Origin of the sequence: Microbacterium sp. (genome assembly GCF_044508325.1) — a bacterium.
Taxonomy (GTDB): Bacteria; Actinomycetota; Actinomycetes; order Actinomycetales; family Microbacteriaceae; genus Microbacterium.
Window position 1 is genome coordinate 1 of record NZ_JBIQHX010000029.1, and the last position, 20,380, is coordinate 20,380.

Annotated in this window: 21 protein-coding genes; 9 read left to right on the plus strand and 12 right to left on the minus strand. The window is 72.0% G+C overall.

Annotated elements, in window-relative coordinates; all coding sequences use genetic code 11:
• Positions 1 to 2: 2 nt before the first annotated feature.
• Positions 3 to 1,448 carry a DUF6421 family protein gene (locus tag ACIWQI_RS15000; protein ID WP_396658622.1) on the minus strand — a complete coding sequence of 482 codons (1,446 nt, stop codon included), beginning with the start codon at positions 1,446 to 1,448 and terminating at the stop codon, positions 3 to 5.
• An 80-nt stretch (positions 1,449 to 1,528) separates the two neighbouring features.
• Here ACIWQI_RS15000 and ACIWQI_RS15005 point away from each other — a divergent pair, with 80 nt between their 5' ends.
• A complete protein-coding gene (locus tag ACIWQI_RS15005; RefSeq protein ID WP_396658624.1) occupies positions 1,529 to 1,975 on the plus strand; it encodes an Lrp/AsnC family transcriptional regulator in 447 nt (148 codons plus the stop codon).
• Between the two features lie 20 nt (positions 1,976 to 1,995).
• Here ACIWQI_RS15005 and ACIWQI_RS15010 read toward each other — a convergent pair whose 3' ends face one another.
• The 3 genes from ACIWQI_RS15010 to ACIWQI_RS15020 are packed head-to-tail and all read right to left on the minus strand — an operon-like array spanning position 1,996 to position 5,359.
• Entirely contained in the window at positions 1,996 to 3,033 is a 1,038-nt protein-coding gene (locus ACIWQI_RS15010) for a TIGR03842 family LLM class F420-dependent oxidoreductase (protein ID WP_396658625.1), read from the minus strand.
• Positions 3,034 to 3,049: 16 nt separating this feature from the next.
• Positions 3,050 to 4,486 (minus strand): dihydropyrimidinase, encoded by a 1,437-nt coding sequence (hydA, locus tag ACIWQI_RS15015; protein WP_396658627.1) that lies wholly within the window; start codon positions 4,484 to 4,486, stop codon positions 3,050 to 3,052.
• 24 nt (positions 4,487 to 4,510) lie between these two features.
• Positions 4,511 to 5,359 (minus strand): nitrilase-related carbon-nitrogen hydrolase, encoded by an 849-nt coding sequence (locus ACIWQI_RS15020; RefSeq protein ID WP_396658628.1) that lies wholly within the window; start codon positions 5,357 to 5,359, stop codon positions 4,511 to 4,513.
• Positions 5,360 to 5,537: 178 nt separating this feature from the next.
• On the opposite strand from ACIWQI_RS15020, the gene ACIWQI_RS15025 reads away from it, so the two are divergent.
• Both ACIWQI_RS15025 and ACIWQI_RS15030 read left to right on the plus strand, forming a co-directional pair.
• Positions 5,538 to 6,770: a sensor histidine kinase gene (locus tag ACIWQI_RS15025; RefSeq protein ID WP_396658630.1), complete on the plus strand. Its 1,233-nt coding sequence runs from the start codon at positions 5,538 to 5,540 to the stop codon at positions 6,768 to 6,770.
• The gene (locus ACIWQI_RS15030; protein ID WP_396658632.1) at positions 6,767 to 7,399 is read left to right on the plus strand and encodes a response regulator; all 633 of its coding nucleotides are present in this window, start codon (positions 6,767 to 6,769) and stop codon (positions 7,397 to 7,399) included. The genes ACIWQI_RS15025 and ACIWQI_RS15030 overlap by 4 nt, the downstream gene beginning before the upstream one ends.
• Positions 7,400 to 7,420: 21 nt before the next feature.
• Here the strand turns inward: ACIWQI_RS15030 and ACIWQI_RS15035 are convergent, their stop codons facing one another.
• Genes ACIWQI_RS15035 through ACIWQI_RS15050 form a run of 4 tightly spaced genes read right to left on the minus strand, consistent with a single transcriptional unit; the run spans position 7,421 to position 11,486 of the window.
• The gene (locus ACIWQI_RS15035) at positions 7,421 to 8,773 is read right to left on the minus strand and encodes a dihydrolipoamide acetyltransferase family protein (RefSeq protein WP_396658634.1); all 1,353 of its coding nucleotides are present in this window, start codon (positions 8,771 to 8,773) and stop codon (positions 7,421 to 7,423) included.
• Positions 8,770 to 9,786 carry an alpha-ketoacid dehydrogenase subunit beta gene (locus ACIWQI_RS15040; RefSeq protein WP_396658636.1) on the minus strand — a complete coding sequence of 339 codons (1,017 nt, stop codon included), beginning with the start codon at positions 9,784 to 9,786 and terminating at the stop codon, positions 8,770 to 8,772. Before ACIWQI_RS15040 ends, ACIWQI_RS15035 begins: the two co-directional genes overlap by 4 nt.
• 5 nt (positions 9,787 to 9,791) lie before the next feature.
• A complete protein-coding gene (gene pdhA / locus ACIWQI_RS15045; protein WP_396658637.1) occupies positions 9,792 to 10,949 on the minus strand; it encodes a pyruvate dehydrogenase (acetyl-transferring) E1 component subunit alpha in 1,158 nt (385 codons plus the stop codon).
• Between the two features lie 45 nt (positions 10,950 to 10,994).
• Complete coding sequence (locus tag ACIWQI_RS15050) at positions 10,995 to 11,486, minus strand: CBS domain-containing protein (RefSeq protein WP_396658639.1); 492 nt, start codon at positions 11,484 to 11,486, stop codon at positions 10,995 to 10,997.
• Between the two features lie 129 nt (positions 11,487 to 11,615).
• Between ACIWQI_RS15050 and ACIWQI_RS15055 the strand changes: the two genes are divergently transcribed.
• The 3 genes from ACIWQI_RS15055 (at position 11,616) to ACIWQI_RS15065 (ending at position 14,611) form a co-directional block, all read left to right on the plus strand.
• Positions 11,616 to 12,494, plus strand: a complete 879-nt coding sequence (locus tag ACIWQI_RS15055) for an ABC transporter ATP-binding protein (RefSeq protein WP_396658641.1) — start codon at positions 11,616 to 11,618, stop codon at positions 12,492 to 12,494.
• The gene (locus tag ACIWQI_RS15060; RefSeq protein WP_396658642.1) at positions 12,491 to 13,918 is read left to right on the plus strand and encodes an FtsX-like permease family protein; all 1,428 of its coding nucleotides are present in this window, start codon (positions 12,491 to 12,493) and stop codon (positions 13,916 to 13,918) included. Before ACIWQI_RS15055 ends, ACIWQI_RS15060 begins: the two co-directional genes overlap by 4 nt.
• A gap of 99 nt (positions 13,919 to 14,017) precedes the next feature.
• Positions 14,018 to 14,611, plus strand: a complete 594-nt coding sequence (locus ACIWQI_RS15065) for an NADPH-dependent FMN reductase (protein WP_396658644.1) — start codon at positions 14,018 to 14,020, stop codon at positions 14,609 to 14,611.
• Here ACIWQI_RS15065 and ACIWQI_RS15070 read toward each other — a convergent pair.
• Positions 14,574 to 15,137, minus strand: a complete 564-nt coding sequence (locus ACIWQI_RS15070; RefSeq protein ID WP_396658646.1) for a hypothetical protein — start codon at positions 15,135 to 15,137, stop codon at positions 14,574 to 14,576. The genes ACIWQI_RS15065 and ACIWQI_RS15070 overlap by 38 nt on opposite strands.
• A gap of 95 nt (positions 15,138 to 15,232) precedes the next feature.
• Here ACIWQI_RS15070 and ACIWQI_RS15075 point away from each other — a divergent pair, with 95 nt between their 5' ends.
• From ACIWQI_RS15075 to ACIWQI_RS15085, 3 genes are all read left to right on the plus strand, one after another.
• Entirely contained in the window at positions 15,233 to 16,975 is a 1,743-nt protein-coding gene (locus tag ACIWQI_RS15075) for a hypothetical protein (protein ID WP_396658648.1), read from the plus strand.
• A gap of 73 nt (positions 16,976 to 17,048) precedes the next feature.
• Positions 17,049 to 17,564 (plus strand): RNA polymerase sigma factor, encoded by a 516-nt coding sequence (locus ACIWQI_RS15080; protein ID WP_396658649.1) that lies wholly within the window; start codon positions 17,049 to 17,051, stop codon positions 17,562 to 17,564.
• Between the two features lie 58 nt (positions 17,565 to 17,622).
• A complete protein-coding gene (locus ACIWQI_RS15085) occupies positions 17,623 to 18,276 on the plus strand; it encodes a 2-phosphosulfolactate phosphatase (RefSeq protein ID WP_396658650.1) in 654 nt (217 codons plus the stop codon).
• A gap of 5 nt (positions 18,277 to 18,281) precedes the next feature.
• Here ACIWQI_RS15085 and ACIWQI_RS15090 read toward each other — a convergent pair whose 3' ends face one another.
• The 3 genes from ACIWQI_RS15090 to ACIWQI_RS15100 all read right to left on the minus strand — a co-directional run bounded on the left by ACIWQI_RS15090 (position 18,282) and on the right by ACIWQI_RS15100 (position 20,302).
• Complete coding sequence (locus ACIWQI_RS15090) at positions 18,282 to 18,770, minus strand: SprT-like domain-containing protein (RefSeq protein WP_396658652.1); 489 nt, start codon at positions 18,768 to 18,770, stop codon at positions 18,282 to 18,284.
• Between the two features lie 29 nt (positions 18,771 to 18,799).
• Entirely contained in the window at positions 18,800 to 19,327 is a 528-nt protein-coding gene (locus tag ACIWQI_RS15095) for a hypothetical protein (protein ID WP_396658654.1), read from the minus strand.
• Between the two features lie 108 nt (positions 19,328 to 19,435).
• Complete coding sequence (locus ACIWQI_RS15100; protein ID WP_396658656.1) at positions 19,436 to 20,302, minus strand: spermidine synthase; 867 nt, start codon at positions 20,300 to 20,302, stop codon at positions 19,436 to 19,438.
• Positions 20,303 to 20,380: the final 78 nt, after the last annotated feature.

Consider the following 20,380-nt stretch of genomic DNA (forward strand, 5'->3'; position numbering starts at 1 on the left):
GATCACGCGTCGCGGCCGGTGATCCCCGACGTCGAGGCGATCACGTCGCGCATCTTCTTCTCCAGCGCCTCGTAGAACATCGACAGCGGGAACTCGTCGTCCAGCACGGCGTCCGTGTACCCGCGCGGGGGTCCGGCGAGCACCTCGTCGGGCAGACCGCGTGCCCACCGGGAGGCGGGGTTCGGCGACAGCACCGAGCGCACGAGGTCGTACGCGGCGAGCCAGTGCGCCGTCTTCGGGCGGTCGATCGAGCGCCAGTACAGCTCGTCGATCGCCTCGCCCAGGGCGACGACCGCGGCCGGCACCTCGTCCCAGTCGAAGGCGAGGGCGGTGTCGGTCCAGTGCAGCACGCCGCGCTGATGCAGCCAGGCGAACAGCAGCTGCCCGCCGAGGCCGTCGTAGTTGCGCACGCGCGAGCCGGTGATCGCGAACCGGAAGATGCGGTCGAAGATCACCGCGTATTGCACGAGCGCGGCGTGCTCGAGCATCTCGGTCTCGGTGGGCGACAGGTCGTCGCGCTGCGACAGCCGCTTCTGGATGGCCACGCACTCTCGGAACGCGGTGAGGTCGCAGCGCAGCTCCTCGAGCGAGTACAGGAAGTAGGGCATCCGCTGCTTGATCATGAACGGGTCGAACGGCAGGTCGCCGCGCATGTGCGTGCGGTCGTGGATGATGTCCCACATCACGAACGTCTTCTCGGTGAGCTGCTGGTCGTCGAGCATGCGGGCGGCGTCGGCGGGCAGGTCGAGCTTGGTGATCTCGGATGCCGCGCGCACCACGCGACGGTAACGGGCAGCCTCGCGGTCCTGGAAGATCGCGCCCCAGGTGAAGGTCGGGATCTCACGCATCGCGACCGTCTCCGGGAACAGCACCGCGCTGTTGGTGTCGTAGCCGGGCGTGAAGTCGACGAAGCGCAGGCTCACGAACAGCTTGTTGCCGTAGTCGCCGGCCTCGAGCTCGGCGATGAACTGCGGCCAGATGACCTCGACGATCAGCGCCTCGACGTGCCGGTCGCTCGACCCGTTCTGCGTGTACATGGGGAACACGACGAGGTGGCGGATGCCGTCGACGCGCTGCAGCTGCGGCTGGAACGCCATGAGCGACTCCAGGAAATCGGGCACGCCGAAGCCGCCGTCGGCCCAGCGCTCGAAGTCGTGGGCGGATGCCGCGAGGTACTCGGCGTCATGCGGGAACCGTGGCGCGAGCTCGCGGATCGACTCGACGATCGTCGCGACGAGCTCCCGAGCCTCGGCGTGCGCGTCCTCCCCGCTCTCCGATGTCGCCGGCACCGATCCGTCCTGCACCTGCAGGCCCTGCAGCGCGGTGGCCGCGTCCTTCAGGCGCAGCCAGGCGGGCGAGCGCTCGACGTCGGCGGCCAGGGCGCGGATGTCGTCGAGGGCCTCCGGTTCGCCGATGATCGCCGTCGTCGCGGCGTGCGTCGTGCTCATGAGAACCTCCGATCGTCGAAAACCCTGCCGTGCCGGAAAAGTTCCGGCGGCGGACACCCACTGCCGATATTCTTCCACCTATGGACGATCCTGTCGATCTGGCCATCGTGCGGGCCGTCTCGCGCGACGCGCGAGCCACCCTCGCCGACATCTCCCGGGCGGTGGGCCTGTCGGTCTCCGCGGTGCAGGCGCGGCTGCGCCGGCTCGAGAGCAGCGGCGTCATCGCCGGCTACCGGGCGCTGCTGGACCCCGAGGCGGTCGGCACGCCGTTGTCGGCGTTCATCGAGATCACGCCGCTCGACCCGGCGCAGCCCGACGACGCGCCCGAGCGGCTCGAGCACCTCACCGCGATCGAGGCGTGCCACTCGATCGCGGGGGAGGCGAGCTACATGCTGTTCGTGCGCGTCGAGAGCCCGCGCGCGCTGGAGGCGCTGATCCGCGACATCCGCTCCGCGGCGTCGGTGAACACGCGCACGACCGTCGTGCTGCAGACCTTCTTCGAGAATCGTCCGGTGCTCCCGGCCTGAGCCGGGTGCTCGTCACACTCTCAGGAGCGGGCGACGAGGTGCGCCTGCAGCGCAGGGATGACCGTCTCGCCGTAGACCCGCAGGGTCTCCTCCTTGGAGTCGTGCTGCAGGTAGCCCGCGAACTGGGTCACGCCGAGGTCCTTCAGCCGCTTCAGCTTCTCGATGTGCTCCTGCGCCGATCCGAGGATGCAGAACCGGTCGACGATCTCGTCGGGGACGAAGTCGACATGGTCGTTCTCGGCCCTGCCATGCGTGTTGTAGTCGTACCCGGTGCGGCCCTCGATGTACGCGGTGAGCGCCTCCGGCACCACCCCGGCATCGCCCTGCGTCGCCGCATGGTGACCGTACTTCGCGACGATGTCGGCGACGTGGTTTCCGACCATGCCGCCGAACCAGCGGCACTGCTCGCGCATGTGCTGCCAGTCGTCGCCGATGTACATGGGGGCCGCCACGCAGAAGTCGAGGGCGTCGGGGTCGCGGCCGGCGTCTGCCGCGGCATCCTTCACGGTCCTGATCATCCACGCCGCGATGTCCACGTCCGCCAGCTGCAGGATGAACCCGTCGCCGACCTCGCCGGCGAGCTTGAGCGCGAGCGGACCGTACGCGGCAACCCAGACATCCAGCGCCGAGCCGTGGCTCCACGGGAACCGCAGCGTCGCGCCGTTGTACTCGACCGCCCGGGAGTTCGCCAGCTCTCGGATGACGTGGATCGACTCGCGCAGCTCGCGCAGCGTCGTGGGCTTTCCGCCGGTGACCCGCACCGCCGAGTCGCCGCGCCCGATTCCGCAGATGGTGCGGTTGCCGTACATCTCGTTGAGCGTGGCGAACACGGATGCCGTGACCGTCCAGTCCCGGGTGGCCGGGTTCGTGACGAAGGGCCCGACCATCACCCGGTGGGTCGCCGCGAGGATCGCGGAGTGGATGACGTACGGCTCCTGCCACAGCAGGTGCGAGTCGAAGGTCCACACGTGGCTGAACCCGTGCGCCTCCGCCAGCTGGGCCAGCTGCACCGTGCGCGCCGCGGGCGGGTTCGTCTGCAGGACGACGCCGAAGTCCATGTGCTCTCCTCCCCGTTCAGACCAGGTACTGGCTCAGGCCGCGCCTGAGGTACTGCCCGTCGCCCTTGGCGCCGAGGTACCGGCCGTCGTCGACGATGACCTTCCCGCGCGAGAGCACCGTGTCGACATGGCCGTCGACCTCGAAGCCCTCCCACGCGGAGTGGTCCATGTTCATGTGATGGGTCTTGCCGTACCCGATCGAGGTGTGCCCGTTCGGGTCGTAGACGACGATGTCGCCGTCGGCGCCGGGCTGGATCACGCCCTTGCGGCCGTACAGTCCGAACATCCGCGCCGGGGTCGTGCTCGTCAGCTCCACCCAGCGCTCCAGCGACAGCCGGCCGGTCACGACCCCCTGGTAGAGCAGGTCCATCCGGTGCTCGACGGAGCCGATGCCGTTCGGGATCGCGCGGAAGTCGTCGAGGCCCAGCTCCTTCTGGTCCTTCATGCAGAACGGGCAGTGATCGGTGGACACCATCTGCAGATCGTTGGTGCGCAGCGCCTGCCACATGCTGTCCTGGTGGCCCTCGGCACGGGCGCGCAACGGGGTGGAGCACACCCATTTGGCGCCTTCGAACGCACCCCACTCCTCGCTGAACGCGCCCAGCTGCTCCTCGAGCGACAGGTACAGGTACTGCGGGCACGTCTCGCCGAACACGTTCCAGCCTCTGTCGCGCGCCCAGGCGAGCTGCTCCACCGCCTGCTTGGCGCTGACGTGCACGACGTACAGCGGCGCTCCGGTGAGGTTCGCGAGCATGATCGCGCGGTGCGTCGCCTCCTCCTCCATCTGCCAGGCGCGGGCGATGCCGTGGTAGTACGGAGCCTTCTTGCCGGCCTCGGCCAGCTGCGCCGCGAGCACGTCGATCGCCGGACCGTTCTCGGCGTGCATCATCGTGAGCAGCCCGGTCTCGTGGGAGACCTGCATCGCCCGGAGCACCTGCGCGTCGTCGGAGTAGAAGACGCCGGGATAGGCCATGAACAGCTTGAAGCTCGTGACCCCCTCGTCGATGAGCCCGCGCATGGCGGCGAGCGAGTCGTCGTCGACTCCACCGATGATCTGGTGGAAGCCGTAGTCGATGGCGCAGTTGCCGGCGGCCTTCTCGTGCCACGCCGCGAGGCCGTCCTGGACCCGCTCGCCGTAGCGCTGCACGGCGAAGTCGATGATCGACGTGGTGCCGCCCCATGCCGCCGCACGCGTGCCGGTCTCGAACGTGTCCGAGGCGTTGGTGCCGCCGAAGGGCAGCTCCATGTGGGTGTGCGCGTCGATGCCGCCGGGGATGACGTACTTGCCGGTGGCGTCGACGACGGTGTCGACGGATGCCCTCAGGTCTGTGCCCAGCAGCTGCGAGCCCGGCGCGAGCACGGCCGCGATGGTCTCGCCGTCGATGAGCACGTCGGCTTCGCCGCGGCCGGTCGCCGAGACGACGGTGCCGCCGGTGATCAGGGTGGTGGTCATCAGCTTCTCCTCGGGTGCGACCGGTCAGGGGGCGACGATGTCGCCGTACGTGTCCGGGCGGCGGTCGCGGTAGAACTGCCAGTCGTCGCGCATCTGCTGGACCATGTCCATGTCGAGGTCGCGCACGAGCACCTCCTCGTGCTCGCCGGATCCGCGCTCGCCCACGAAGTTGCCGCGCGGATCGATCACCTGGCTCGTGCCGTAGAAGGGCACCGCGAGGTCGCCGTACTCGTTGTCCTCCAGTCCCACGCGATTGGGCTGGAGCACGAAGTAGCCGTTGGCCACGGCGGCGGCGGGACCCTCGATCTCCCACAGCCGGTTGCTCAGCCCGGGCTTGGTGGCGTTCGGGTTGAACACCATGTGCGCGCCGTTCAGACCCAGCTCGCGCCAGCCCTCCGGGAAGTGGCGGTCGTAGCAGATGTACATGCCGACCTTGCCGACCGCCGTGTCCCAGACCGGATAGCCGAGGTTGCCGGGACGGAAGTAGAACTTCTCCCAGAACCGGTCGAGGTGCGGCAGGTGGTTCTTGCGGTAGATGCCCAGGACCGTGCCGTCGGCGTCGACGAGCACCGACGTGTTGTAGTACACGCCGGTCTGCGCCTCCTCGTAGATCGGCAGCACCAGCACCATCCCCAGCTCCTTCGCGAGCGCGGCGAAGCGCTGCACGATGGGCCCGTCGGCGGGTTCGGCGAACCGGTAGTACTTCTGATCCTGCGTGATCCCGAAGTACGGCCCGTAGAACAGCTCCTGGAAGCTCATCACCTGCGCGCCCTGCGCGGCGGCGTCCCGGGCGAACTGCTCGTGCTTGTCGAGCATCGACTCCTTGTCGCCCGTCCAGGTGGTCTGGCTGATGGCGGCTCTCACCGTGGTCACTGCGTCCTCCGTCGACTCTTGCTGAATGCGGTGACCCCACAGTCCCAGACCGGCGCGAATCCGTAAAGGGGTGACCGTTTCCGGCCTCGCCGCCGGCGTCGGAACGACGGACGTGAGGCGGCGGCGATACATCCCGAGGCGGATGCCGCGGGTGCGTCGCGTCGCGTAGCGTCGTAGCGTGCTGCGCCCCCTCAAGCCGTATCAGCTCATCGTCGACGTCTGCGTGGCCGCGATCCTGTTCGCCGTCACGCTGTCGTCGACGCTGTCGCCGGCATCGTTCCTCAGGACCGGTGCCGACGGGAGCGGGCTGCTCGGGCTGCCCGTCGGGATCGTGCTGTGCGGCGCCCTCGCGATCCGCCGGCTGAGCCCGGCGCTCGCCCTCGCGGTGGCCTGGGCCGGAGCTCTGCTGCAGATGGCGCTGGGGCTGCCGCCGATGCCGGTCGACGTCGCCGTGTTCGGAGTGCTCTATGTCACGGCGGCGTACGGATCCGCGGCGACCATGTGGAGCGGCCTGGCGTCGTCGTTCGTCGGTGCGGGCTTCATCACCGCCTACCTCGTCGTGGTGCCCCTGCTGAGCCAGGGCGGATCGCTCTCGTCGATCCTGAACGACCTGCTCGGCACGGGCGTGCTGCTGTACATCGCCGCGGCCTTCGCGCTGCTGCTCGCGTGGACGGCCGGCGCACTCGCCCGCATGGCCCTGCGCGCCCGCGCGAACCGCGCGGCCCAGCAGCGCGCGGAGGCCGAGGCGGCCGCCGAGCAGGAGCGCGTCCGCATCGCCCGCGACATGCACGACATCGTGGCCCACTCGCTGGCGGTCGTGATCGCCCAGGCCGACGGCGCGCGGTACGCGGCGGCATCCGACCCCTCCCCCGCTGGGGACGCGCTGCAGACGATCTCGTCCACCGCCCGCACCGCGCTGGCCGACGTGCGCCTGCTGCTGACGCAGCTCCGGCACAGCCAGGGCGACGGCCCGCAGCCGACGCTCGCCGATCTGGAGGGCCTGTACGCGCGGGTGCGCGCGGCCGGGGTCGAGCTGAGCGTCGACGTCGACCCGAGTCCGTCGTCCGACCCGCCGGGCGCGCTGCAACTGGCGGTGTACCGGATCCTGCAGGAGGCTTTGACGAATGCGCTGCGGCACGGCGACGGCGGTGGCGTCTCGGTGCGGCTGGCCTGGCTGGCCGACGAGGTCCGGCTCGAGGTGCGCAACCGCGTGCCCGCCGGCGCGACCGCGACGGGGGCGGGACACGGCGTGATCGGCATGCGCGAGCGGGCGCAGCTGGCGGGCGGCCGGCTGGAGGCGGATGCCGAAGACGGATGCTTCGCGGTGCGCGCCACGCTGCCGCTGGTGCAGGCCGAGTCCCGGATGCTGCCCGCGACGAGTGGGGACGAGCGGGACGAGGACCCGCTGTGATCCGGGTGGTGCTCGTCGACGACCAGGCGCTGTTCCGCGCCGGCATCCGCATGCTCGTGGACTCGCAGCCGGACCTGGAGGTCGTGGGCGAGGCCGCGGACGGCCGGGAGGGCATCGCGGTGGTGCGCGAGACCCGCCCCGACGTGGTGCTGATGGACATCCGGATGCCGGTGCTGGACGGCCTGGCCGCGACCGCCGAGCTGCTGGCCGACGACGCACCGCCGCGCATCGTGATGCTCACCACCTTCGACCTCGACGAGGCTGCCGCGCGCGCCATCCGTCAGGGCGCGAGCGGGTTCCTGCTCAAGGACGCCGACCCCGAGTTCCTGCTGGCCGCGATCCGCACCGTGCATTCCGGGTCCGCCGTGATCGCGGCATCGGCCACGCGCGAGCTGTTCGGCGCCTTCCCCGCGCCGGCGGCCGTCCCCGCGCAGTTCGACACGCTGACCGAGCGCGAGCGCGAGATCTTCGCGCTCGCCGCCCGCGGTCTGTCCAACGCCGAGATCGCGGCGCGCGAGTACCTCAGCGAAGCCACAGTGAAGACGCACATCAGCCGCATCCTCACCAAGCTCGATCTGCGCGACCGGGTGCAGCTGGTGGTGTTCGCCTTCGACCACGGGCTGGTCTGATCAGCCCTCGACCAGCCCGTCTCAGACCAGGATCCGCAGCGGCTCCGCCAGCAGATCGGTGAGCTCGCGCAGGAAGGCCGCCGCGCCCGCGCCGTCGAGCACCCGGTGGTCGACCGTGAGGGTGAGCCGGGTGCGCGGGCGCACCTGCACCTCGCCGTCCACGACGACCGCCTCGTCGACCGTCGACCCTACGGCGAGGATCGCCGCCTCGGGCGGGTTGAGCACGGCGGTGAACGCGTCGATCCCGTACATGCCGAGGTTCGAGACCGAGAAGGTGCCCCCGGTCATCTCGTCGAGCTTGAGCCGGCCGGCGCGGGCGCGCGCGGCGAGATCCTTGATCTCGGCGCCGATCGCGGTCACCGACTTGCGGTCGGCGTCTTTGACGACCGGGACGACGAGACCGTCCTCGAGCGCCACGGCCACCCCGACGTTCACGTGCGCATGCCGCAGGATGGCGTCGCCGCCGAACGACGCGTTGACCTCGGGGTGGGCGCGCAGCGCGACCGCCACCGCCCGGACGATGAGGTCGGTGACGCTCACCTTGATCCCCTGCTCGGCGAGGCGGCTGTTGATCTCGCCGCGCAGCTCGTTCAGCCGCGAGGCGTCGAGCACTGTCGTGAGCTGGAACACGGGCACCAGGGCCGCCTCGGTGAGCCGGCGCGCCGTCACCTTGCGGATCTGCGACAGCGGCACCTGCTCGTCGTCGTCCTGGGCGGTGGCGACCGGTGCGCCGCCGGTCGGCGCGGCGGCGGCAGCGGGCTGCGGTTCCGGCGCCGTCGGGGCGGCGGATGCCGCGGGCTCGGGCTCCGCGGGCTTTCCGCCGCCCAGCAGCGCCTCGATGTCGGCGCGGATGATCCGCCCGCCCGGGCCGGTGCCCCGGACGGTCGCCAGGTCGATGTCGTGGCTGCGCGCCAGCGAGCGGACCAGGGGAGTGGCCTTGATGCGTCCGTCGGACGGCGCCTGCTCCGCGACCGGTCCGGGCTCGGGCTCGGCCGGTTCGGTCTCGGCGGCGGGCTCCGTCTCGGGCTCGGCGGGTGCCTCGTCTCGGTCGTCGGCGGGTTCGCTCGGCGGCGCGTCCTGCTCGGCGGGGGCAGGCTCCACCGAGGGGGCCTCGGCATCCGAGACGTCTGAGGTTCCCGAGCCGTCGCCGATCACCGCGATCGGGGCGCCGATGGCGACGTTCTCGCCGGGCTGGACCAGGATCTTCTCGAGCACGCCCGCCTCATACGCCTCGAGGTCCATCACGGCCTTGTCGGTCTCGATCTCCGCGAGCACGTCGCCGCGCTCGATCGTGTCGCCCTCGGCCTTCAGCCACTGCGAGATCGCGCCCTCGGTCATCGTGTCCGACAGCCGCGGCATGAACACCTCAGTCATCGCGTGCCCTCCTTGCGCGTGAACCGCGTCGCATCCAGCTGTTCCTCGATCACCCGGATCAGCGCGTCGGCGTCGGGCAGCGCGATCCGCTCCAGCGACTTCGCGTACGGGAGGGGGATCTCGGCGGCCGCCACCCGCCGCACCGGCGCATCGAGGTAGTCGAACGCGCCCTCCTGGATGGTCGCGGCGATCTCGGCGCCGACCCCGTAGGTGAGCCAGTCATCCTCGAGCACGACGGCCCGGCCGGTCTTCATCGCCGACCGGCAGACGGTCTCGCGGTCGAGCGGCCGCAGGCTGCACAGGTCGACGACCTCGATCGACACGCCCTGCCCGGCCATGCGCCGGGCGACGTCGGCGGCGATCACCGCCGAGCGGGAGTACCCGACGACCGTGACGTCGGTGCCCGGCACGGTGACCTTGGCGCGACCGAACTCGGCCACCTGCTCGCCGGCGGGGACCGGCCCCTTGGTGTTGTACAGCGAGAGGTTCTCCAGCAGCAGCACCGGGTCGTCGTCGCGGATGGCCGCGGTCAGCATCGCCTTCGCGTCGGCCGGCGTCGACGGCGCCAGCACCTTCAGGCCCGGGACGTGCGCGTACCACACCTCGAGGTTCTGCGAGTGGGTCGCCGCCAGCTGCTGACCGCCTCCGCCGGGGGTGCGGATCACCATCGGCACCGCGGTCTGGCCGCCGAACATGCCGTAGATCTTGGCCGCGTGGTTGACGATCTGGTCCATGGCGATGAGGGAGAAGTTGATCGTCATGATCTCGACGACCGGACGCATCCCGAGCATCGCGGCGCCGATCGCCGCCCCGACGAAGCCCTCCTCCGAGATCGGGGTGTCGCGCACGCGCTCGGGCCCGAACTCGTTCAGCAGCCCCGCGGTGATCTTGTACGAGCCCTCGAACAGCCCGATCTCCTCGCCGAGCAGGATGACGCTGTCGTCCCGTGTCATCTCGGCGCGCAGGGCGTCGTGCAGGGCCTGGCGGTAGGTGATGTCGCTCGTCTCGGTCATCGCCGTCACGCCCCCTGTCCTGCCGGCGCGGGCTGCGCGGTGTCCCAGCCGGGCGGCAGCACCGGGTCGCCGGGCATGAGCCGGGACGCGTTGGGGACGTCGGTGGCGTAGGTGTAGTCGAACAGCTTCTCGGGGCCCGGTTCCGGGCTCGCATCGGCGAACGCGATGGCCTCGGCGACCTCGGCGACGACGTCGGCCTGGATCCGGTCGGCCTGCTCCTGGTCGAGCACGCCGTCCGCGATCAGCTGCGCACGGTAGGCGGGCAGCGGATCGTGCTTCTTCAGCTCGTCCGTCTCCTCCTTGCTGCGGTAGCGGGCCGGGTCGACGACGGAGTGGCCCCGCAGCCGATACGAGACCACCTCGAGGATCCCCGGCTGCCGCTTCTCGCGCGCTGCGGTGAGCATCTCCACCGCCGCGAGGCGCACGACCTCGGGGTCTTCGCCGTCGATGCGCCGCCCGGGGATGCGGTACGAGCAGCCGCGCTTGTACAGGTCCGGCTCACCCGACGCGTGCTCGACCGTCGTGGCCATGCCCACGCCGTTGTTGACGATCACGTAGACGATCGGCAGCTTCCAGATGGCCGCCAGGTTCAGCGCCTCGTGGAAGGCGCCGATGTTCGTCGTGCCGTCACCCATCTGGCACATCACGGCCTCGGCGTCCGGCCCCGGCTCGCCGCGGTAGGTCAGCGCGAGGGCGGCGCCGGTGGCCACCGGGATCTGCCCGCCGACGATGCCGTAGCCGCCGAGCATGCGCTTGTCGGCGTCGAACATGTGCATCGAGCCGCCCAGGCCCTTCGCGACGCCGTCCTCGCGGCCGAAGAGCTCGGCCATCACGCGACCGGTCCCCATGTCGCGCGAGAGGGCGTAGCCGTGGTCGCGGTAGTTGGTGAACAGGTAGTCGGTCTCGCGCAGCGCGGCCATGAGGCCCACGACCGTCGGCTCCTCGCCGAGGTTGAGATGGCAGTACCCGCCGATCTTGGCACGCGTGTACATCTCGCCCGCGCGCAGCTCGAACTCGCGGATCAGCGACATCTCGCGGAAGTAGTCGATGCGGGTCTGGGCATCCGGCTGGGCCGGAGTCCGCGCCCGCCCCTTCTTGGCCGGCGCGGGCTTCTCAGCCGGTGCAGGCTTGCCGGCCTGCGCGCCCTGCGTTCTTCCCGCCATAGTGCATCCCTCTCACCCGATGCGCGGCTTGTGGCCGCGTGGACCTCAGGGGCCGGGCGGCTGCTCCTGCAGCGCGAACCGGTCCTCGCCTCCCCCGCACTTGGGGCAGACCAGCGGCGGATGCGGACCGCGCACCGTCTCGCCGCAGACCCCGCACGCCCACTCCATCATGCGCCCGACCAGGTCGCGCCGGCTCAGGATCCCGACCAGCCGGCCCGCCGACAGCACCGGAACCCGGCGGATCTGCGAACCCACGAGGATCCGCCGCACCTGCTCGATGTCGGTGTCGCTGGTGACACTGATGACCTCGGTGGTCATGACGTCCCGCGCGGTGCGGCCGGTGCGGGTGAGCAGGTCGAGCTCGCTGACCAGACCCAGCACGGTGCCCGCGTCGTCGACCACCGGAACCGCGCTGATGCGCGCGGAGGTGATCGTCTCGGCGATCTGGGCCACCGTGGCGCCCGGGCCTACGGTGACGACCGGTGCGGTCATCGCCTGGCCGGCGGTGATGCCAGCCGCCGCGCGATCCGTAGCCATGACCGCAGGCTATCAAGCCGCACGTGCCTGCGGGAGGGCGGGGGTGAGACCAGGATCATCCTCGAGAGGGAGACGGATGCCTCGCCAGGACGACGCGGCAGCGGCATCCCGGTTCCTAGCGTCGATGTCATGCAGATCACCTCCACAGACCTCGGGCTCGCCGCCCGGGTGCAGAACGTGACCAAGACCTACGGCAGCGGCGAGGGCGCGGTGCACGCCCTCGACGACCTCACCGTCGGCATCCGCCGCGGCGAGTTCACCGCCATCATGGGCCCCTCGGGCTCGGGGAAGTCGACCCTCATGCACGTCATGGCCGGGCTTGACTCCGCGTCGAGCGGACGGGCCTGGATCGGCGACACGGAGATCACCGGGCTCGGCGACCTCGACCTGACGATCCTGCGCCGCCGCCGCGTGGGCTTCGTCTTCCAGGCGTTCAACCTCGTGCCGACCCTCGACGCACAGGCGAACATCCTGCTGCCGTTCGACCTCGACGGGCGCAGGCCCAGCGCGCTGGAGCGCGCCCGCATCGACGGGCTGATCGAGTCGCTCGGTCTCGGTCCGCGACTGCGGCACCGGCCGCACGAGCTCAGCGGCGGCCAGCAGCAGCGGGTCGCCATCGCCCGCGCCCTCGCCACCGGCCCCGACCTCGTGTTCGCCGACGAGCCGACCGGCAACCTCGACTCCCGCAGCGGACGCGAGGTGCTCGCCCTGCTGCAGACGGCCAGCCGCGAGCACGGTCAGTCCATCGCGATGGTCACGCACGACCCGATCGCCGCGTCGCACGCCGATCGCGTGCTGTTCCTGGGCGACGGGCGACTCGTCGCCGACAAGCCGCGCCGATCCGCCGAGGAGATCAGCGCCTTCATGCTCGCCGCGGAGCGCGTCGCGGAGCCGGAAGCGCTGCCCGCGCGCGGAGCGAGAAGCTCTGCCGAGGCGAGGACGGGATCGGGCGAATCGCCCCTCACCTCGGCAGAAGTCCTCCCCACGGCCGACGGGGTGCGGGCATGAGCGCCCCGAGCCGCTCCTGGCTGCGCGAGCGCGGCATGGGCGCCAGCATCCTGGTCGCCGCCCTGTCCAGCGCGTTCGGCGTCGTGCTGCTGTCGGCGACCGGCTACATCGCCGCGGTGCTGCGCGCCGACCCGTACATCGGCGGCAGCGGAACGCTCGCGATGGTGCTCGGCATCCTCACCGTGCTGCTCGTGGGCGTCGCCGTCTACGTCGCGGCGATCGTGACCGCCAACACGTTCTCGACCATCGTCGCCGGCCGCACCCGGCGCATCGCCCTGATGCGCCTCATCGGCGCGTCGGCGCGCGCGCAGCGCGCCGAGGTCGCGCGGCAGGGTCTGGTCGTCGGGGTCATCGGCGCCCTCCTCGGGCTGGTGGCCGGGACCGCGCTGTCGGCGGTCGGGGTGATCGTCGCCGAGCGCGTGCTGGGCACGCAGGGCGTCGAGTACGCCGTGGTGCAGGCGGTGCTGCTCATCCCCGCCGTGACCGTGGCGCTGACCACGTGGGCCGCGGCCTGGGCGGGCTCGCGACGGGTGCTCACGGTCACCCCGCTCGAGGCGCTGGGGGGCTCCGTCGAACGCGGACACGAGGAGCACGTGCGTCGCACCGGCCGCAACGTCACCGCGATCGCGCTGTTCGTGGCGGGGGGCGCGCTGCTGGCCGCGGGCATCATGCTCGGGCTGGTGACCTCGCTGGGCGTCGTCGTGGCCTTCGGCGGCGGCATCCTGTCGTTCACGGGTCTCGCCCTCGGCGCGACCCTCGTGATGCCGCCGATCCTGCGGCTGGTGGGCCGGGCGTTCGGGGGGTCGGCGACCGCCCGCCTGGCGGCGGAGAACGCGCTGCGCCACCCCGAGCGCTCCAGCCGCATGGCGATCGGGGTCGTGATGGGGGTGACTCTGGTGACGATGTTCGCGGTCGCTCTGGAGTCGGCGAAGTCGGTGCTCAACGCGGCGTCGGGCGGCGACATGCCGCCCGAGATGGCGGCCCTCATCGACACGTTCGCCGGGATCATGATGGGCATCGTCGCGGTGTCGGCCGTCATCGCCGCGGTGGGGCTCGTGAACCTGCTCACGATCGGGGTCGTGCAGCGCACCCGCGAGCTCGGGCTGCTGCGGGCGCTCGGCCTGTCGAGCCCGCAGGTGCGCGCGATGGTGCTGCTGGAGTCGGCGCACATCACCGTCGCAGCCGTGGCGACCGGACTCGTCCTCGGGGTGGTCTACGGGTGGGCCGGTGCGCAGTCGCTGCTGGGCACGGTGCCGGTGCGGCCGGACGCCCCTGCCGTGGCGACATTCGTGGCGCCGGCGGTCCCGCTGTGGCCGGTCCTCGCCATCGTCGCGGCCACCGCCGTGCTCACCCTCGTGGCGGCGGTGGCGCCGACGCGGCTGGCCACCCGCGTGAGCCCGGTCGCCGCCCTCGCGCACCCCTGACCGGGCGTGCCCCTGCCGCCGAGAGGTGCCCCTTGTCAATGGGATGGCGCCCTCGGCGGCCGGGGCGCAAGCTCGGGCACACGCACGATCGGAGGAGCCATGCAGATCGACATCATCGAACACGAGCCGCCGTATCGGATCGGATACATCGTCGGCAGTCTGTCCCGCGATTCGATCAACCGCCGGCTGGCCGAGGCGCTCGTCGCGCTCGCGCCGGCCGAGATGCAGCTGGAGGAGATCTCGTACGGCGACCTGCCGCTGTACAACCGGGATTTCGATGCGGACTACCCGCAGGTCGCCCGCGACTTCAAGGCGGCCGTCGAGGCGATGGATGCCGTGCTGTTCGTGACACCGGAGTACAACCGGTCGATCCCCGGCGCGCTCAAGAACGCCATCGACTGGGGGAGCCGCCCGTGGGGCCAGAACGTGTGGGCGAACAAGCCCACGGCGATGATCGGCGCCTCCGCCGGACAGATCGGCACGGCCGTGGGTCAGCAGAGCCTGCGCGCCACCCTCGCCTTCCTCGACGTGCGGCAGATGACCTCGCCGGAGGCCTACATCCACTTCACCGAGGGGCTGGTCGGCGACGACGGCGCGGTGACCGTGGAGTCGACGAGGGAGTTCCTGCGCACCTTCATGCAGGAGTTCCTCGACTTCACGGCGAGGGTGCTGACGGTGGTGCCGCGGCACTGACGCCTGCTGCGGGCTCTGCCGCCGGCGGGTCGTGGGCCCAGCCCGGCGCGAGCGCGCGGATGCGCGCGGCCCGCCACTGCCAGATCGACCACAGCACCGGCCACACCAGGGGCGCGACGGCGCCGCCGATCACCAGGCGGTCGCGCCACAGCGTGCGTGCCGGGTCGCGGGGCGCGGGGGAGACGGCGATCTGGTGGTCCCAGACATCCAGCCCCGCGAGCGGTCCGGACAGCGGGATGCCGGTGTCCCGCAGCGTGCGCACCGGCGCGCCGTCGCGGGGGTTGGTGAGGGTCACGTCGCCCGGCTGGATGAGCTGACGACCCAGGGGCAGGATGCCGCCGAGCAGCAGCTGCACGCCGACCCCCTCGGGACGCGCCCCCGGCCAGCTTGTCGGGAGTCCGCCGGGCTCGAGCGGCTCGAGGTCGATGAGCGGGCCGTACAGCTCGGCGACGGCGCGCGGCGAGTGCAGTGCGCGCCACGCGGCATCCGCGTCGCAGTCGATCTCGAGCTTGAGGAGAACCCGCATCAGCCCAGTCTCGCATCGGCGGCCCGTGGGAACATTCCGGCCGCAGCCGGCATCTCACCGGCAGGGTGGCATCCGGCCGCCGCGAGGAGGACGTGATGGCGCTGTTCGGCCGCAGGAAACCCGGATCTCAGCCGGCGGTCTCCGCGACGGCCGCGGCGCTCCAGCGCTTCGCGGCGGACAACGGCGGTCCGCATCTGGTGCACTGGTCGGCCGAGCACGACGTCGCCCTCCCCGGCGCCACGGCGGATGGCCGTCTCCTGTATCTCGACGAGGCCCGCGCCCCCGAGAACCCCATCGGGCTGCAGTACGAGCACGTGCTCGTCGCGATCGATCCGCAGGGCGCGGTGCGGGCCGTGGTCACGGCCGAGACGGCGCAGATCCATGCCGCCTGCTACCTGGCGATCTTCGCCGACGGCCGACACGCCAACCTCGGCGACGAGCCCGACCTGCGAGGTGGCGGAGGCAGGCAGGCCTTCCTCGACCGCGCCATCCCCCTTGCCGAGGAGCGGCTGCGCTCTCGTGCCCCGGGAGCATCGTCCCCGGCTGCACCCACCGCGCCTCCACCGCCGGCAGCGATCGACGCCGAACGGGCACGGGCGCGTCTGGCGGAGCTGCGACAGGCGGCGCGCGGCCGGCTGGACGCCGGCGAGGAGCTGTCCGCCGAGCTGGCCGAGCTTGCGCTCCTGCTCGAGGCGCTCGGTGCACCGGATGCCGCTGCGGCAGCGGGTGCGGCCGCCGCCCGCCCCGATGCCGAGGCGCTCTTCCAGGCCGGGTACCAGCTCATCGATGTCGGCCTCGACGACCTCGCGGTCGCGCCGCTGATCGAGGCGCGCGGCCTGCGGCCCGACGACGCCCGGGTGCTGATGGAGCTCGTCGTCGCGCTGGAGGGATGCCAGCGGTACGCCCAGGCGGTCGCCATGATGACGCAGGTCGCGCCTCACCTGCTGGAGCGGGAGGAGCTGCTGCGCGCTCTGTGCGCGCACGACGCCGCGATGACGGGCGACCTCGCGACCACCCGGCGGCTCCACCCGACCCTCGGCGACGGTCCGGGGGTCGCCGTCCTCCGGCGCCTCGCGGGCGCGCGGATCGCCCGCGCCGACGCGCTCGCGGCGATCGGCCGGCCCGTCGACGGCGATCTGCGCGCCTGGGAGGTGATCCTCAACAGCACTGTCGTCCTCGACGTCGCCGGCCCTGAGTACGAGGGCATGGGCGGCAGGTGGGGCGCCGTGTGGGACGACCAGGCGTCGTTCGCCGGCCGGCTCACCGCCCTGCAGCATGCACTGGCCCGCGCCGAGCGTGCCGTCAGCGTCGTCGCGCACACCCCGGATCGCGACAGCAAGGTGCTCGCCTGGGCCCTGGGTGCGCGGCTCGGACGACCCGTCGCACCGCTGACGGGCGACCTCCCCTCGCACACCCTCGTCACGGCGTTCTCGTCGCGGGCACTGGCAGCCGCCGGCGCGGAGGCGATCCGGTTCAGCGACCCGAGCGCGGTGCTGTTCGCGTACAGCCTCGACTGGACGTATGCCGGCCAGCCCGCCCCCGACGTCGTGGGTGTGGAAGCGCAGGCCATGTTCCCGCTGTGGGGCGAGCGGATGCGGGTGGTGAGCGACCTCGGACACGACGCCCGGGTGGACTCCATCGCGCCCGATGTGCGGCCGGCGGCGGAGCTCGGCCGGGAGCTCGGCGCGACGGCTGCAGAGGCGGACGCGGCGCATCTGGCCGACGTCCTGGCGCTCATCGATGCGGTGCGTGCGGGAGGAGCAGCGTCGGGGCTCACCGGAGGCGATCGGCAGAGGTTCTATCCCGGCGGCCCGGTGGAGTCCTCGCGGCTCGAGTGACGCGGCGACGCCCGTGCGCTAGCATCGCGCCCATCGGATCGGCGACGGCGCCGGCCGGGATGGGCGACGCGGCATGGAAGCCGAGGCCGACTTGATCGCGGCGGCACGGGCGGGCGATCAGCGCGCGGTGGCACGGCTCGTGGCGCCGCACCGCGATCGCCTCTGGGCGGTGTGCCTGCGCACCACACGGAATGCCGCAGATGCCGAAGACGCGCTGCAGGAGTGTCTGATCGCCGTGTGGCGCAACCTCCACAGGTTCCGCGGCGATGCCGCGTTGTCCACCTGGATGCACCGGATCGCTGCGAATGCCGCGCTCGCCGTCGTCAGGCGCCGGCGCGAGGAGAGCGAGCACCGGTTCGATGACCACCCCGCCCCCGGTGACTTCGTCGACGAACTGGCGGAGCGCGATCGGGTCGAGACCGCGCTGCGTCAGGTGCCCGAGCACTTCCGGGCCGCCCTCGTGCTGCGCGAGTACGGCCGGCTCACCTACGAGGAGATCGCCCAGCACCAGGGCATCCTCGTGCAGACGGTGAAGAGCCGCATCAGCCGTGCCCGGGCGGCGGTGGCGGCAGTGCTCGCCGCCGAGTGAGCGTTCGGCTCGCTGACATCGTCGCGCGTCGTGCGGGCACGGCGGTTACGCTGTGCAGATGCGGTCGCCGTTCGACCAGGGCTTCTACCAGGTGCGCTGCGACTGGGGCGCGGAGGGACTCGCACGGCTGGCCGAGGGCGCACCCGACATCGTCGTGGTGGTCGATGTGCTGCGGTTCTCGACAGCGGTGACGGATGCCGTCGCGCGCGGCGAGACCGTGACCCTCGACGCCGCGCACGCTGTGTCGAGGAACGGCGTGATGGTGGCGGCCGCGGCATCCCGTCTGCATCCCGCGCCGCTCGTGCTGCTGGGCTGCCTGCGCAACGCCTCCGCAGTGGCGCGTGCGGTGCTCACCGAGCAGGAGCGCCGCGGCGAGCGCACGAGCGTCGCCGTGATCGCCGCGGACGAGCTCCCCGTGAACGGCTCGGCACCCGGGGCCGGTCCGCGGTTCGCCGTGGAAGACCAGCTCGGTGCGGGCGCTGTCATCGACGCGCTCGCCGAACTCGGGCTCGACCACTCATCGCCCGAGGCCGCGCTCGCCTGCGAGGCGTTCCGCAGCCTGCGCGGTGCCACGCGGCACCTGCTGACGGCGAGCGGCTCAGGGCGGGAGCTCATCGACCGCGACGCCCGCACCGAGGTGCTGAACGCCGCAGAGCTCGACGCGACCGACGCGGTGCCCGTACTGCGCGGAGGGATCTTCGAAGCGCTCTGACCCGCTCAGCGCGGCGTCATCGCGGCCAGACGCGTCGCACGGCTGATCTCGCGCCGCGTCCAGCTGAACCGGAACCGGGGGTCGAACTGCGAGGCGCACTTCGAGCACGAGGTGTCACGCGACGGCCGGCGGTGCCGATACGCGACATGCCCCGCCGGGCATACGCCGATCCACGGGGCCAGCTCGGTCGCCGTCTCACCGTGGTGGACCCGTCCGCCGATGTAGCCCAGATCCCGCGCGATCCGCTTCCACTTCGGCCCGTGGCCGGCATCGGGGCCGGCGAGGGCGTGGGCGACCTCGTGCAGCAGGGTCTGGTGGTTGGTGTCGTCGTCGTAGCGCGCGGCGAGGTAGCGCGACACGCTGATCCGCTTGCGGGTGTAGTCGCATAGGCCCGCGCGCCGCTTGGCGTTGTCGAAGGCGAACGACCACGACTCGTCGAGATGGAGGCGGATCAGTGCGTCGGCCCAGCCGCGCACGCGGTGCAGTTCGGACATGCGTCGAGATTAGAACGGATGTCCGACAGTCACCCGGTCGCCATGGTGGCCATGCGCCGTCGGTCGGCCGCATCGATCGCCAGCAGCGTCGACTCGAGCTGGTCGTCAGGCGCGCCCGCCTCCTGCCGGAGGAACAGCGCGCGCTTGAAGTCGGCCCGCGCCAGGTCGAAGTCGCCCGTGTCGTAATGCACCTTGCCGCGGTGCTGATACGCGAACGCGGCGATCGCGTGCCACTTCTGCCCCTCCGCCTCCTCGGCGCACGTGGTCAGCTCCTGTTCGGCTGCGGCGTAGGCGCCGCGGAACTGCTGCACGGAGGCATGGAGGATGCGCGCCCGCAGCAGGTCCTTGCGCGTGCCCGCCATCCGCGCCACGCGCACCGACTGCTCCGACAGCACCAGCGAATCCTCCAGCCGGTCCAGCACCTTCAGCAGCCACACCCGCTCCAGCAGGGCGGGAAGGCTCCGCTGCTCGCCGATCTCGTCGAGCCGGTCCCGGCACTCGCGGGCGTCGACGATCTCACGCAGCGTGTCGGGGTCGTAGCCCTTGATGTAGCTCACCGCAGCTCCTCTCCGCTCGCGCCTCCAGTCTGCCCGCGGTCGCGGCGGGAACGGCCGTGGCACGCCGAGGCATCCCTCGGTCGCCGCCTCCGCGGGCGTCGGGAGCGCTCAGCGGTCGAAGAGGGATGCCGCGGGCAGCGGCGACGGCGAGGCATCCGCGTCCGTGGCCGGGCGCGCGCCCCGCGCGAGCTCGTCGAGCTCGGCGCCGTGGGCCACCTTGGCCGGGTGCGGTCCGGCGGCCATGAGCCGCGGCAGCCACTGGGTGGGCAGCGGCGCGCGCGACGCGGCGATGACGAGATTGCCGAAGCGCCGGCCCTTGAGCACCTGCACCTCGGCGAGCACGATGACGTGCTCGAGTACCGCGCGCACGGTCGCCACCTGGCGCCGCGCGTGCGGCAGGCCCGCTCCGTCGGCGACATTGACCAGCAGCACCCCGTCGGACGCCAGCAGGGCGGCGGCCTCGGTGTAGAACTCGAGCGTGGTCAGGTGCGCGGGGGTCTGCGCGCCGGCGTACACGTCGGAGACGAGCAGGTCCACCTGGCCGTGCAGTGCGGCCGGCAGCCGCTGCAGCCCTTCGCGGGCGTCGCCGATGCGGGTGCGGATCGCAGCCCGCCGGGGAAGCGGCAGCTCGGCGCGCACCAGCTCGACCAGCGCCTGTTCGAGTTCGATGACCTGCTGACGCGAGCCGGGGCGGGTGGCCTCGACGTAGCGCGGGATGGTGAGGGCCCCGGCGCCCAGGTGCACGGCCGTCAGCGGCTGCCCCGGCATCCGGAGCCGGTCGATGACCGCGCCCATCCGCGCGACGTACTCGAAGTGCAGGTGCGTGGGGTCGTCGAGGTCGACATGCGACTGGGGCGTGCCGCCGACCTCGAGCTCGAAGCCGCCGGCGAACCGCGACGGAACGATGCGCGCGACGGTCCCGTCGGACAGCCGCGCCCGGGGAGCCTCGTCGGGTTCCACACGCGCCCGGGCCATGGCTCCACCGTACCCGCCGAGCCCCCGCGCGGTGCCGGCCGCCTGCGCCGGGCCACGGCGGCCGGCTCGGGGCTACCG

Coding starts and splice junctions, on each gene's coding strand:
- ACIWQI_RS15090 (WP_396658652.1), bottom strand. CDS start 18,770: ATGTCCGAACTGCACCGCGTGCGCGGCTGGGCCGACGCACTGATCCGC.
- ACIWQI_RS15040 (WP_396658636.1), bottom strand. CDS start 9,786: ATGACCGAGACGAGCGACATCACCTACCGCCAGGCCCTGCACGACGCC.
- pdhA (WP_396658637.1), bottom strand. CDS start 10,949: ATGGCGGGAAGAACGCAGGGCGCGCAGGCCGGCAAGCCTGCACCGGCT.
- ACIWQI_RS15065 (WP_396658644.1), top strand. CDS start 14,018: ATGCAGATCGACATCATCGAACACGAGCCGCCGTATCGGATCGGATAC.
- ACIWQI_RS15100 (WP_396658656.1), bottom strand. CDS start 20,302: ATGGCCCGGGCGCGTGTGGAACCCGACGAGGCTCCCCGGGCGCGGCTG.
- ACIWQI_RS15035 (WP_396658634.1), bottom strand. CDS start 8,773: ATGACTGAGGTGTTCATGCCGCGGCTGTCGGACACGATGACCGAGGGC.
- ACIWQI_RS15050 (WP_396658639.1), bottom strand. CDS start 11,486: ATGGCTACGGATCGCGCGGCGGCTGGCATCACCGCCGGCCAGGCGATG.
- ACIWQI_RS15070 (WP_396658646.1), bottom strand. CDS start 15,137: ATGCGGGTTCTCCTCAAGCTCGAGATCGACTGCGACGCGGATGCCGCG.
- ACIWQI_RS15010 (WP_396658625.1), bottom strand. CDS start 3,033: ATGGACTTCGGCGTCGTCCTGCAGACGAACCCGCCCGCGGCGCGCACG.
- ACIWQI_RS15075 (WP_396658648.1), top strand. CDS start 15,233: ATGGCGCTGTTCGGCCGCAGGAAACCCGGATCTCAGCCGGCGGTCTCC.
- ACIWQI_RS15085 (WP_396658650.1), top strand. CDS start 17,623: ATGCGGTCGCCGTTCGACCAGGGCTTCTACCAGGTGCGCTGCGACTGG.
- ACIWQI_RS15005 (WP_396658624.1), top strand. CDS start 1,529: ATGGACGATCCTGTCGATCTGGCCATCGTGCGGGCCGTCTCGCGCGAC.
- hydA (WP_396658627.1), bottom strand. CDS start 4,486: ATGACCACCACCCTGATCACCGGCGGCACCGTCGTCTCGGCGACCGGC.
- ACIWQI_RS15055 (WP_396658641.1), top strand. CDS start 11,616: ATGCAGATCACCTCCACAGACCTCGGGCTCGCCGCCCGGGTGCAGAAC.
- ACIWQI_RS15080 (WP_396658649.1), top strand. CDS start 17,049: ATGGAAGCCGAGGCCGACTTGATCGCGGCGGCACGGGCGGGCGATCAG.
- ACIWQI_RS15000 (WP_396658622.1), bottom strand. CDS start 1,448: ATGAGCACGACGCACGCCGCGACGACGGCGATCATCGGCGAACCGGAG.
- ACIWQI_RS15060 (WP_396658642.1), top strand. CDS start 12,491: ATGAGCGCCCCGAGCCGCTCCTGGCTGCGCGAGCGCGGCATGGGCGCC.